Origin of the sequence: Kitasatospora sp. NPDC059327, from assembly GCF_042752535.1 — a bacterium.
GTDB lineage: Bacteria > Actinomycetota > Actinomycetes > Streptomycetales > Streptomycetaceae > Kitasatospora.
This window is the reverse complement of record NZ_JBHYYB010000007.1, coordinates 156,771-168,753: the sequence shown is the minus strand read 5'-3', so window position 1 is coordinate 168,753 and position 11,983 is coordinate 156,771. Positions and strand designations below refer to the sequence as shown.

The following is an 11,983-nucleotide window of genomic DNA, read 5'->3' as shown; positions in this document are numbered from 1 at the left end:
CCCAACTTAGGTACAGACCGGTTACCGTTTCGCGATCATTCGGGTACGGCTGATCGCCGGGACGTTCACCCCCGGACACCCCTGGCCCTCCCGGCCCCCGCTCCCCTCCCGTCCGCGGACAATCCGGGTTGTCCGCGGTTCACCTGGACCGCGACCGCCCCTCGCGGACGGACAATCAGACGGGCCCGCACCATGGGAGTTCCACCGGACCTTCGGGCGACTCGCACCCGCGAGGGACACGCCGGCGCCGTGACGGTCCCACGGGGACCGTCACCCGGCCGACCCGATCCCGGCCACCACGGCACTCCGAGGAGCTCTCCATGATCAAGAAGCGCCTGGCGACGGTACTCACGGCGACCGTCCTCGCCGGAGGCCTGGTCGGCGTCTCCGCCGGCGCGGCCCACGCCTACCCCCGGGTCAACAAGTGCGGGAGCGCGTACGCCTTCAAGAAGAGCTGGGAGATCACCGACAGTCGCGCCCTGGGCACGGTGGTCGGCTTCATCGACATCTACTACAACAGCGGGAACGGCTACAACTGCGCGATCGCCCGCGGCAACGACACGGTGGTCACCGGCCAGCACGAGATCACGGTCGCCCTACGGCAGTCCGGCGGCGGCGCCTGGAGCCAGGACGGCGCCGGCAGCAACTACACCAGCTACGCGGGCCCGGTCTACGCGTACGCCAAGGGGGCCTGCGTCGACTTCGTCGGGCGGCTGGCGTACAACGAGTTCTCCGGCCAGGGGGACGCCGGCTACAGCCACGAACACTGCGGCTGAGCCGACGGCCGGGGCGGCGAACACCGGCCCCGGGCGGGGTACGACCGGGACCGCCGGCGGCCGTCCGAACAGCGATCCCGACGGACGCGGAAACCCGACTCCGGCGCGGCGATGAGTTTTCCGGTCCCGGCAGGTCTATATCTCGACCGGGATCACCGACTCATCGGGAGTACAGACATGGGACTCATCCACATCGAGCTGTTCGCGACCCTCGACCTCGTCGCGCAGGCGCCCGGCGGACCCGACGAGGACCCGGCGGGGTTCCCGTTCGGCGGCTGGCAGGCGCCCCTGCTGAACGAGGCCACCGGGGCGCAGATCCTCGCCGCGTACCAGGGCACCGACGCCCTCCTGCTCGGCCGGCGCACGTACGACATCTTCGCCGCCTACTGGCCGCACCAGAAGGACGGCGAGATCGCCGAACTCTTCAACCGCGTCCCCAAGTACGTGGCCTCCCGGGGCACGCCCGACCTCCCGTGGGCCGGGTCCACGCGACTCGGCCCGGACCTGGCCGGCGCGGTGCGCGAGCTCCGCGAGCGGCACGAGCACGTGAAGGTGGTCGGGAGCCTGGACCTGGTGCAGACCCTCCTGCGGGAGAAGCTCTTCGACCGCCTCGACCTCTGGGTGCACCCGATCACGCTCGGCGTCGGGAAGAAGGTGTTCGACGGCGGCGCCGTGCCCACCAACCTCACCCTCCTGGAACCGCCGGTGGCCGGTCCGGAGGGCACCGTCTACCTGCGCTACGGGCTCGCCGACGGTACGCCCGCGACGGGCGACATGAGCGCGCCCGACCGCGGTCTCGGGCGCGAAGAATCCCGGTGACCCGATGACCGTCGTCCGTGCCAACGGAATCACCCTGGGCATCGAGTCGTTCGGTCCGGCGGACGCGCCACTCGTCCTGCTCGCGGGCGGCACGACGATGCTCTCCTGGCCCGACGCGCTGTGCGAGCGCCTCGCCGCCGGCGGACGCCGCGTGGTGCGCTACGACCTGCGCGACAGCGGGGAGTCGACGACCGCGGACCCGCAGGCGCCCGGCTACACCCTGCGCGACCTCGCCGCCGACGCGGCGGCCCTCGCCGAGGCACTCGGCGGGGGCCCCGCCCATCTCGCGGGCATCGGCGTCGGCGGCCTGGTCGCCCAGGTCGCCGCGCTCGACCACCCGGGCAGCTTCTCCGCGCTCACCCTCGTCGGCACCCGCCCCGTCGCCCCCGGCCCGCCCGACGACGACCTCCCCGACCACGACCCCGCGATCATGAGCCGGCTGTTCGCACGTCCGAGGCCCGACTGGGCCGACCGCCGGGCCGTCGCCGAGTTCGCCGCCGGCGGCGCCGAGATCCTCGGCGACGACCCCGCCGTCGCACGCGCGACCGCCGCGCGCGTCTGGGACCGCACCCCCGGCACCGCGGCCGCCGTCCAGACGGCCAATCAGTTGCGCATGGTGTTCTCCAGGCTCGACTGCCGCCCTCGCTGGCGCGAGCGCCTGCCCGGGATCAGGATCCCCACCCTCGTCGTGCACGGCCGCCGCGACCCGTTCTTCCCCGTCGGCAACGGCGAGGCGATCGCCCGCGCGATCCCCCGGGCACGCCTGCTCGTCCTCGACGCCGCCGCCACCGCGATCCCCGGCGCGGCCCTCGGCGAGGTCGCCGGGGCGATGCTCGCGCTCGGACCGCCCACGGCGGGCGCCGGACGGCTCCCGCCCCCGGACGGGCCCGCACCGAACGGCGGCCGGCCGGGCTGAACGCCCCGCCCGCCACCGGTCCACCGCGCACCCGCCGACCGGGCTCCCCGCGCGCACCCCGGGGCGCGGAGGTCCGCACCCGGCCGCGGGCGCCGAACGGCCGGCCGGCCGCAGGACGAGGCGGCGGCGGCGGGTGAACGGTGCCGCCGGTTGACGTCGACCTCTCCGCCGACGACGGTCGACGACGGTGGGAGTCAGCCGCAGGCACATCCGGCGTCCACGGCCGGTTCGGTGGCCTGCTCGGTCCTGGTGCCGCAGGCCACGGGGGTGCTGTCGGCGCTCTTGCCGAGAGTGTCGGCGTCGGCCTTGACGACATAGACCTCCCACGGCTCCTTGCCGGGGCCGTGGACCCAGACCTTGTCCTGGACGGCGTAGCAGCAGGAGGTGTCGTTCTCCTCGAAGGTGGCCAGCCCGGCGCCCTTGAGCCGCTCCGTGGCGGCGACGACCTGTTCGGCGCTCTCGACCTCGACACCGAGGTGGTCCAGGCGCGTCTCCTCGCCGGGCCCGCCCTCGATGAGGACGAGCTTCAGCGGCGGGGTGACGAGGGCGAAGTTCGCGTAACCGGGCCGGCTCTTGGCGGGCTCGACGCCGAAGAGCTTGGCGTAGAAGGCGACAGAGCCTTCGAGGTCGGCGACGCGGAGAGCGAGCTGAACGCGGGACATGTCGGTTCTCCCTGGATCCGAAGCCTTGATTCGACACCTGTCGATATGGACCACCTTGCTCCTCACATCGATGACTGTCAATATAGACGTATGTCGAATCTGGAACTGCCGGTGCTCGGCCAGGACGACGCGGCCGTGTGCTGCTCGCCGATGGTCCGCGAGCCCCTGGGCGAGGACGCCGCCGTCGACCTGGCGAGGATGTTCAAGGCCCTCTCCGACCCGGTCCGCTTGCGACTGCTCTCGCTGATCGCCTCGCACCAGGGCGGCGAGGCCTGCGTCTGCGACCTGACCGGTCCGTTCGACGTGTCCCAGCCGACGATCTCCCACCACCTCAAGGTCCTGCGCGAGGCCGGCCTGGTCGGCTCCGAGCGTCGCGGGACCTGGGTCTACTACTGGGTGCTGCCCGCCGCGCTGGCCAGGCTGTCCGCCCTGCTGGAAGCCCCGGCCGCCGGAGACGCGAGATGACCGCGACCGCTCCGCTCGGCCGGCGCGCGGCCGCGGAGTTCGTCGGGACCGGCGCGCTGGTCACCGTCGTGGTCGGCTCCGGCATCCAGGCCGTCACCCTCTCCCAGGACGTCGGGGTACGGCTGCTGGCCAACTCACTGGCGACCGTGTTCGGCCTCGGAGTGCTGATCCTGCTGCTGGCCCCGGTCTCCGGCGCCCACTTCAACCCGGCCGTGACCCTGGCCGCCTGGTGGACCGGCCGCCGCGGCGGAGCGGGGCCGGACCTGCCGGAGGTCGCGGCCTATGCCGTCGCACAGACCACCGGGGCGATCGGCGGGGCGATGCTCGCGGACGCGATGTTCGGCGAGCCGCTGGTGCGCTGGTCGACGCACGACCGCTGGGCGCCGCAGCTGTGGCTGGGCGAGGTCGTCGCGACCGCCGGCCTGGTCCTGCTGATCATCGGCCTGGCCCGGATCGGCCGGGAGCGCTCCGCCCCGGTCGCGGTGGCCTCGTTCATCGGCGCCGCGTACTGGTTCACGTCCTCGACCAGCTTCGCGAACCCGGCGGTGACGATCGGCCGGGCGTTCACCGACTCCTTCGCGGGCATCGCCCCCACCTCGGTGCTGCCGTTCATCACGGCCCAGCTCGTCGGCCTGGCCGTCGGGCTCGGCCTGGTCACGGTGCTGTTCGGACGCCCGGCCCCGGGCGTTGCCGAGGAGGTCGTCGGCCCGCACGGCGCTCACCTCCCGGCCCGGGCCGACCGCTGAGCCGCCCGCTTCCCCGCCCGACCGCCTGCTTGCCCGACCACTTCCCCGCCTGTCTGCCTGCCTGCCTGCCCGCGAAGATCGAAGGACACCCCACTGTGCACACTCCCGCCGTCCCGTCCGTGCTGTTCGTCTGCGTGCACAACGCGGGCCGCTCCCAGATGGCCGCCGCGTTCCTCGCCCGCCTCGGCGGTGGACGGGTCGAGGTCCGCTCGGCCGGCTCCGCCCCGGCCGAGGCCGTGAACCCGGCGGTGGTCGAGGCGCTGGCCGAGGTCGGGATCGACATCGCCGCCGAGACCCCGAAGATCCTGACCACCGAAGCCGTGCGAACCTCCGACGTGGTGATCACCATGGGCTGCGGTGACGCCTGCCCGTACTTCCCCGGCAGGACCTACCTGGACTGGACCTTGGAGGACCCGGCCGGCCAGGGCGTCGAGTCCGTCCGCCCGATCCGCGACGAGATCGAGCGGCGGATCCGCGGCCTGCTCACCGACCTCGGCATCGAGCCCGCCGCGTGACCGGCGCCGCCGCCGGACGCCCGCGGGCGTTCGGCGCACGCGGCGCTACGCGGGATACCAGGCGCCGTTGTACCAGACCTCGTTGGCGCTGTCGTTGTGGTGGTCCATGTTGAAGTCGTTGGGGTAGTTGTTGACGTGGTTCTGCGGGTACGTCCAGATGCCGGCGGACTCGTCGCAGACGTAGTCCCAGTGACAGATCGTCTTGACCGGCACGTTGCCGAAGAACTTGTCGGCGCCCGCGAGCGGTGCGCCGATGATGCCGCCGAACGGCACCGCGCCGCCGTTGGCGCCGGGCGGGCCCTGGCGCTTCGGGTCCGAGACGAGGACGGCGTTGACGTTGTCGAAGGTCTGCCAGTTCTCGGTGACCCAGATGTGCACCACGCCGGCGCCCAGCGAGTACCCGCCGATCTTGACGTGCTGGCCCGGACACGCGTTGCGCTGGTCCCGCACCAGCCGGTTCAGCTCGTTGACTCCCGCCCGGGCGCTCGCGCCGTTGGGGATCTGGGTCGGGTAGCCGACGTGCTGCTGGATATTGCCGGTGAAGCCGTCGTTGTTCCACGAACTGCCGGTGCCGCCGACGACGATCGTGTAGGTGCCCTCGCACGAGGCCGCTTGCGCGGAGGATCCCGTTGCCACGGAGATCCCGGCCGTCAGCAGCAGTCCGGCCAACGCGGCCATGGTCCTTCGGGCGCGCATCACATTCTCCTCCGTCCAGGGGCACTTGATGCCGGAATCCCCACTCGCGCACGATGCTCCGTCAGCTACCCATCGGGGTCCGTCACAGGGATTCGCGCACGATCTGAATGTCCGGCACGAGCCTATTCTTCGGTGCCGGAGCGGCGACAGGCGGAAATCGGGGCGCGGAGGGGCGGACGAGATCACGGCCGGGGGCGCGCACCTGCGCGCACGCCCCCGCCGCCTGTCGGACCGCCGCCGTCACTCGTGGTGCGGAGGCTACTTCGGGCAGGTGTCCAGGGTGACCTTGCCGCCGGCCGTCGCCGCCGTGGCCGGGTCCACCGACAGGCACAGGCCGGTCCACTGGTTGATGAACTTGTAGGCGCCGGTGTCCTTGCCGCCGACCCTGATCGGCGTCGGGATGACGTTCCACAGCTGGTTGCCGGAGAACCAGCGGGTCTCGCAGCCCCACCAGTACAGCTGGGTCCCGGGGGGCGGAGGCGTGCCGTTGTTGTAGGGGGCCGTCAGACAGGTGCCGTTGTTCGCCTTGATCCAGTAGTAGCCCTGGCCGTCGTAGGTCGAGGGCTTGACCGCACCCCACTGGTGGCTGCTGGGTGCCGTCGGCTGACACGCGCGCTGGGTGACCAGTCCGCCGGTCTTCGAGCTGTCGAACTCCGGGCCGCGCACCATGCAGCGGCCGTACCGGGTGTCGACGTAGGTCTTGTCCGCGTTGACCTGCCAGACCGCCTGATGGGCCCCCTTGACGACGTACCCGCCGTTGCGGGCGATGATGTTCTCCACCAGCGCCCAGCCCGGGTAGTCCATCATGATGACGCCGATCCGCCCGTTCCCGCCACCGCCGTTGAGGTAGCGCATGAACTGGGGGTTGATCCCCAGGACCGAGGGCTGCTGCCTGGCCGGGTCCCAGCCGCTTCCGCCGGCGTAGAACAGGGGCGTGGCGCCGCCACCGCTCGCGGAGGTGTACGTCACGAAGAACTGACCGCCGCTACCGGCGACCGCCCGTTCGACATTGGCCTTGACCTTCTCGAACTTCACGCTGATGCCCGGGTTGTTGTACGTGTCCTCGGTGTGGTCGTTGTAGGACGCGATTCCGTACTCGGCCTCGACGTTGTCGAACTGGGTCAGCACGATCTTGCCACGGGCCTGGGAGAGCGTGGGCGTCGCGGTCGGCTTCCCCTCGACCGTCGACTCCTTGTAGAACAGGCCGGCGTAGTCCGTGTTGGCGTACCTGTCGAAGATGGCCCGGATGTTCTGACCGGTCACCGTCGACGGATCGTTGGTGCAGTCCCCGAAACCGATGTCCGACCGGGCGCATTCGGCCCGGAGCCGCATCAGGACGGTCTCGCTCGGATGCTGCTGGAGGAAGGTCCGCGCCTTGCTCAGGACGTCGTCGAAATTGGCGCTCTGGTACTCCTTCCCGTGATGGATGGTGAAGTACTTCCCCTCCGTGACCCGCACCCTGATGTCGACGGCGCGGATCCCCCGGTCCAACTGCACCGCCAGGGTCTGTCCGCTGACGCCGAAGTCCTGCTGCGCCTTCGTCAGTTCGAGCCCGCGGATGGCGAGCGTCTCATGGGTGCCCGGCAGCGAGAGCGCCGACAGCGGTGTGCCGCCCGCGAGGTCCTTCATCCAGTCCGCCCGGCTCGTCGACCCGAGGTCGACGGCGTCGGTGTACACCGACCCGGCGGCGCCGGCGGGGCTCGTCGGGAGCAGGACCGCCCCTGCGGCGACGCCGAGCGCCAGGACGTGCGCCAGCCTGCGAAATACGTTGGAGCCTGACAAGGCGCCACCTCTCGTCAACGCGACAGTGATGTCATGAACAGCTCGTGATTCTCCCGCCACCCAAGGTCACGGGGCCAGGACCGGGAGGGCACCACCCCGGGGACGGAAGGGCAGGCCGCGACCTCGGCCGCCACCCACGGGGTCCACCGCCGACCACCCCGCTCGCGCGACACGCGGGCAGGAACGTCCCTGCCGGGCACCGTCCGCGCGCCCCGGTGCAATGGGCGAACCGGAGCACCGTCGAAACGGTCGGCCGGGCGCTGGAGTGGACCGCGCCGGGGGGCGCCCTGCTGGTGGTGCTGCAGAACCCGGACAGCCCGTGCATGCGGATGGCCGCACACTTCACCGGCGTCCGCTACGACCTGCGGCCGCTCGCCGACCGGCTGCGTGCGGAACACCCGCCTTCCTCCCGGCCCGATCGGCCCGGCCGGGCCGGCCGGGCCGGAGCCGGCAGCGGGGCACCCTCGACGCCCCGGGCGCGCGCCTTGCGGAGTCAGGACGGCACCGCTCCGGCCGTCCGGTCGGCGGGTCCCTGAGCGGGTGGCGCGTCGGAGCCGGCCGTGGTCTCGAACCGCACCGCGGGTTCGAAGTTGGCCCGACGGGCCGCACGACGGAAGACGGTCAGGACGGCCGGCCCGACCACGAGCACGGCGGTGAAGGTGGTGACGGCGCGGCCGGTGTCCCAGCCGAGCGAGGTGGCGAGGTCGAACAGCAGGTAGCGGTGCCACTGCTCGGTGAACGGCAGGCCGGGCAGGTAGGCGATCGAGCTGTTCGGGTCGGTGGCGAACGGCCAGAAGGAGAGGTTGAGCAGGAAGCCGAACAGGTACCCGGAGAACGCCCCGTAGGCGGCGAGCATCGCCACCTCCCAGCGCCGCCGCACGCGCGGAAGCAGTCCGGCGAGCATGCCGACGAAGGCGCAGCCGAACATCTGGTAGGGCATCCAGGGGCCGACGCCGCCGGTCAGCAGGGCGGAGGCGAACAGCGAGGTGCAGCCGAGGGTGAAGCCGAAGCCCGGACCGAAGACCCGGCCCGCCAGGACGAGGAGGAAGAAGACCGTCTCCACCCCGGCCGTTCCGGCCCCGAGCGGGCGCAGCCCGGCGTTGACGGCGGACAGGACGCCGAGCATGGCGAGGGCCTTGGCGTCGATGCCGCCGGCGGAGATCTCCGCGACGACGACGGCGAGGACCAGCACCAGCAGCGCGCCGAAGATCAGCGGCGGGGCGTAGCCGGAACCGAACTTCCCGGGCGCGACGACGAACGGCCAGAGGAAGGCGACGAGACCGATGAAGGCGGCCAGGGCGATGACGACCCGGGCCCGGCCGGGGATCCGCAGGGCGGTCATCGGGCGGCCCGCGCCGGTTCGAGGGCTTCGGCGACCTGCCGGGTGGTCAGGTACCCGAGGGGGGCCAGGATCTTGGCGGTCTGGGGCGCGAAGGTGGGAGAGGCGACGATGACCTCGGCGGTGGGACCGTCCGCGACGACCTCCCCCTCGGCCATCACGACGACCCGGTCGGCGGCGGAGGCGACGAACTCGACGTCGTGGGTGGAGATCACGACCGTCCGGCCTTCGGCGGCGAGGGCGTCCACGATGCCGACGAGCGCCGCCTTGGCCTGGTAGTCGAGCCCGCGGGTGGGCTCGTCCAGCAGCACCACCCTTGGTGCGGCGGCCAGTTGGATCGCCAGGACGAGGGCCAGCTTCTGGCCTTCGGAGAGGTCGCGGGGGTGGGTGTCGTCGGGGATGCCGGGGGCGAGTCGGTCGAGGATCCGGCGTGCGGTCGGCCCGGCGGCCCCGTCCGCGTCGAGGTCGCTCTGGGCGAGTTCCTGGGCGACCGTTTCCAGGTAGAGCAGGTCGGTGGGGGTCTGCGGGACGAGTCCGACCAGTTGGCGGGCCCGGGCCGCAGTGAGCGGCTTGGGGTCCAGGGCCGGTCCGCCGCCGGCCCCGGTGACCTTCACGGTGCCGCCCTGTCGGGGCCCGGAGCCCTGCAGGGCCCACAGGAGCGAGGACTTGCCCGAGCCGTTGCGGCCCATCAGCGCGGTGACCTCGCCCGCGCGCAGTTCCAGCCCGACGCCGCGGACGGCGACGACCTGGCCGTAGCGCACCAGGACCCGCTCGGCGCGGAGCACCGTCTCCCCCGTGGCCGGGGCGCGGCGTGCCGCCGGGGCCGGTCCGGCGGCCAGCCGCTCCCGCAGCCCGGCGGCGGCCCGGCGGGCGTCGCGCACGGAGAGCGGCAGCGGCCGCCAGCCGGCCAGCCGGCCGAGCTCGACGACCGGCGGCGCGACCCCGCTCGCCCGGAAGACCTCGGCGGGCGGGCCGTGCACGACGGTGCCGTCACCGGGGAGGTAGGCGACGCTGTCGGCGTACTGGACGACCCGTTCCAGGCGGTGTTCGGCGAGCAGGACGGTGACCCCGAGGTCGTGGACGAGCCGGGTGACGGCGGCGAGCACCTCCTCGGCGGCGGTCGGGTCGAGGGCGGAGGTCGGTTCGTCCAGGACGAGGACCCGGGGGTGCGCGGTGAGCACGGAGCCGATCGCGACCCGCTGCTGCTGACCGCCGGAGAGTTCGTAGAGGGCGCGGTGGCGCAGGTCGGCGAGGCCGAGCAGGTCCAGGGTCTCCTCGACCCGCTTGCGCATGACCTCCGGTGGTATCGCCAACTGCTCCATGGCGTAGGCGAGCTCCTCCTCGACCGTGTCGGTGACGAAGCCGGCCAGCGGGTCCTGTCCCACCACCCCGACCACGTCGGCGAGTTCGCGCGGCGGGTGGTGGGCGGTGTCGCGGCCGTCGACGGTGACCCGCCCGCGCAGCGTGCCGCCGGTGAAGTGCGGGACGAGACCGTTGACGGCTCCCAGCAGGGTCGACTTGCCGGCACCGGTGCGGCCGACCACCAGGCAGAGCTCACCCTCCGGGACGTACAGGTCGACGTCGCGCAGGACGGGTGCGGTCGCGCCGTCGTGGACCACGCCGACCTGGTCGAATCGGATCACGTGCGCACCTCGGAGGTCGTACGGTCGGTGGCGGCGGCACGGGCGTCGCCGTCGGTTCCCGCGACCGGGCGCGGGTGGGGCGGGGCGGCGGGTCCGGGCGTCCGGCCGGGCGGTGGCGAGAGGACACCCGCCGCGCCCGCCAGCAGCAGGGCGCACACCGGGACGAGCGGCAGCGCCGGCCAGGTCAGCGGGTACAGGGACGGGTTGAGGTCGGTGGCGTCGTAGCCGACCGTGGCGAACAGCAGGACGGCGGCGGTGACGCCGCAGCCGGCCACGCCCCATTCGGCGGCCCGCCAGCGGTCCGGCCGGTAGGTGGTGCGGCGCACCCGCCGCCCGCCGAGGAAGAGTCCCGCCACGCAGAGCACGGCGCCCGCGAGGAAGGCCGGCAGGCCGAGCGCGGCGGGGGCCGTGCCGTCCAGCAGCCCGTACACCCCGGCGCACAGGCCGCACATGCCGAGCAGCATCAGGACACCGGTGAGCCGGCGGGAGCGGCGCGAGGCGGTGCCGGAGCGCCCGTAGCCGCGCGAGTCCATCGCGGCGGCCAGGTGCAGCGAACGCTCCAGGGCGTCCTCCAGGACCGGCACCACGATGCTCCGCAGCGCACGGACGCCCTTGCGCTGTCCGGCGCGCAACCGCCGGGCCCGGGCGACGCGCTGGACGCTCTGCACCAGCTGGGGGGCGACGCTCAGCGACACCGTGACGGCGACGCCCAGCTCGTACAGCGCCCCGGGAAGCACCCGCAGGGCCCGCTTGGGGTTCGCCAGCGTGTTGGCGGCGCCGATGCAGCAGATCAGGCAGGCCAGCCGCAGCCCGTCGAACGCCGCGGAGAGCGTGGCCTCCAGCGAGACCGGGCCGCCGATCCGGATCCCCGCGTACCAGGCGGGGGTGGGGATGTGCGGCAGCGAGAAGAGCAGGTGGTCGTCCGGGGTGATGCCGGTGGCGAAGACGCACCGGAAGACCACCCGGATCGCCACCACGGTCAGGGCCACCCCCAGGTAGTAGGTGAATCCGCGCGCCCACGGGGCCTCGGTCCGGCGGGCGGTGACCACGTAGCCGAGCACGGCGAGGACGAGCAGGAGCAGCAGCGGGTTGGTGGTGCGGCTGGCCGCCGTCGCCAGGGCGAGCGCCCACGTCCACCAGGCCAGCGGGTGCAGGTTCCGCGGGCTGCGCCGGCCCCCCGGGGGCCGCCCGGGGGCGCGCCCCGGGGCGTCGGTGTCGGGCTTGTCGAGCATGGTCACCCGCTCACTCGGCCCGTCGGCGGCGGCGTGCGGCGACCACCGTGGCCACGCCCAGTGCCACGACCAGGACGGCCGCCAGCGCGGCGGGGAGCATCGACCCGGAGTCGTGCGGCGCGTCGGCCACGGGGTCGGCGTTCACCACCGCGCCGGGCACGGCGGGAGCGGGCGGCGGCGCGGCGGCGGCCTGGGTCGTCGGCGAGGTCGGGGTCGGTGGGTCGCTCGGGGTGTCCGTCGACGGCGCGGTGGACGGACCGACCGGTACCGGTGTGGCGGGGACGGGTGTCGGATCGGGCGCGCCCGGCGGGGTGATGCCGTCCTCGGGGGTGGCCGCGCCGCCGGTCCCCGGGGGTGTGACGGGCGCGGGCGGGCGGGCCGCACCCGCCGTG

Annotated in this window: 12 protein-coding genes; 6 read left to right on the top strand and 6 right to left on the bottom strand. The window is 73.3% G+C overall.

The features are described 5' to 3' along the window. Positions 1-320: 320 nt before the first annotated feature. The 3 genes from ACFXHB_RS07410 to ACFXHB_RS07400 all read left to right on the top strand — a co-directional run bounded on the left by ACFXHB_RS07410 (position 321) and on the right by ACFXHB_RS07400 (position 2,511). Entirely contained in the window at positions 321-776 is a 456-nt protein-coding gene (locus tag ACFXHB_RS07410) for a hypothetical protein (RefSeq protein WP_380572851.1), read from the top strand. A gap of 177 nt (positions 777-953) precedes the next feature. Further along, positions 954-1,595 carry a dihydrofolate reductase family protein gene (locus tag ACFXHB_RS07405; protein ID WP_380572850.1) on the top strand — a complete coding sequence of 214 codons (642 nt, stop codon included), beginning with the start codon at positions 954-956 and terminating at the stop codon, positions 1,593-1,595. Positions 1,596-1,599: 4 nt separating this feature from the next. Continuing rightward, positions 1,600-2,511 carry an alpha/beta fold hydrolase gene (locus ACFXHB_RS07400; RefSeq protein WP_380572849.1) on the top strand — a complete coding sequence of 304 codons (912 nt, stop codon included), beginning with the start codon at positions 1,600-1,602 and terminating at the stop codon, positions 2,509-2,511. Between the two features lie 194 nt (positions 2,512-2,705). Here the strand turns inward: ACFXHB_RS07400 and ACFXHB_RS07395 are convergent, their stop codons facing one another. Continuing rightward, positions 2,706-3,173, bottom strand: coding sequence for an ArsI/CadI family heavy metal resistance metalloenzyme (locus tag ACFXHB_RS07395; protein WP_380572848.1), 468 nt, complete (start codon positions 3,171-3,173; stop codon positions 2,706-2,708). A 90-nt stretch (positions 3,174-3,263) separates the two neighbouring features. On the opposite strand from ACFXHB_RS07395, the gene ACFXHB_RS07390 reads away from it, so the two are divergent. The 3 genes from ACFXHB_RS07390 (at position 3,264) to ACFXHB_RS07380 (ending at position 4,899) form a co-directional block, all read left to right on the top strand. After that, entirely contained in the window at positions 3,264-3,638 is a 375-nt protein-coding gene (locus ACFXHB_RS07390) for an ArsR/SmtB family transcription factor (RefSeq protein ID WP_380572847.1), read from the top strand. After that, positions 3,635-4,384: an aquaporin gene (locus tag ACFXHB_RS07385; RefSeq protein WP_380572846.1), complete on the top strand. Its 750-nt coding sequence runs from the start codon at positions 3,635-3,637 to the stop codon at positions 4,382-4,384. Before ACFXHB_RS07390 ends, ACFXHB_RS07385 begins: the two co-directional genes overlap by 4 nt. 95 nt (positions 4,385-4,479) lie before the next feature. Next, the gene (locus tag ACFXHB_RS07380) at positions 4,480-4,899 is read left to right on the top strand and encodes an arsenate reductase ArsC (RefSeq protein WP_380572845.1); all 420 of its coding nucleotides are present in this window, start codon (positions 4,480-4,482) and stop codon (positions 4,897-4,899) included. Between the two features lie 45 nt (positions 4,900-4,944). Here ACFXHB_RS07380 and ACFXHB_RS07375 read toward each other — a convergent pair whose 3' ends face one another. The 5 genes from ACFXHB_RS07375 to ACFXHB_RS07355 form a co-directional block, all read right to left on the bottom strand. After that, entirely contained in the window at positions 4,945-5,595 is a 651-nt protein-coding gene (locus tag ACFXHB_RS07375) for a cutinase family protein (RefSeq protein ID WP_380572844.1), read from the bottom strand. 258 nt (positions 5,596-5,853) lie between these two features. After that, entirely contained in the window at positions 5,854-7,377 is a 1,524-nt protein-coding gene (locus tag ACFXHB_RS07370; protein WP_380572843.1) for a phosphatidylinositol-specific phospholipase C domain-containing protein, read from the bottom strand. Positions 7,378-7,870: 493 nt separating this feature from the next. Beyond that, a complete protein-coding gene (locus tag ACFXHB_RS07365; RefSeq protein WP_380572842.1) occupies positions 7,871-8,719 on the bottom strand; it encodes an ECF transporter S component in 849 nt (282 codons plus the stop codon). After that, positions 8,716-10,359, bottom strand: a complete 1,644-nt coding sequence (locus ACFXHB_RS07360; RefSeq protein ID WP_380572841.1) for an ABC transporter ATP-binding protein — start codon at positions 10,357-10,359, stop codon at positions 8,716-8,718. Before ACFXHB_RS07360 ends, ACFXHB_RS07365 begins: the two co-directional genes overlap by 4 nt. Beyond that, a complete protein-coding gene (locus ACFXHB_RS07355; protein WP_380572840.1) occupies positions 10,356-11,591 on the bottom strand; it encodes a CbiQ family ECF transporter T component in 1,236 nt (411 codons plus the stop codon). Before ACFXHB_RS07355 ends, ACFXHB_RS07360 begins: the two co-directional genes overlap by 4 nt. Between the last annotated feature and the right edge of the window lie 392 nt (positions 11,592-11,983).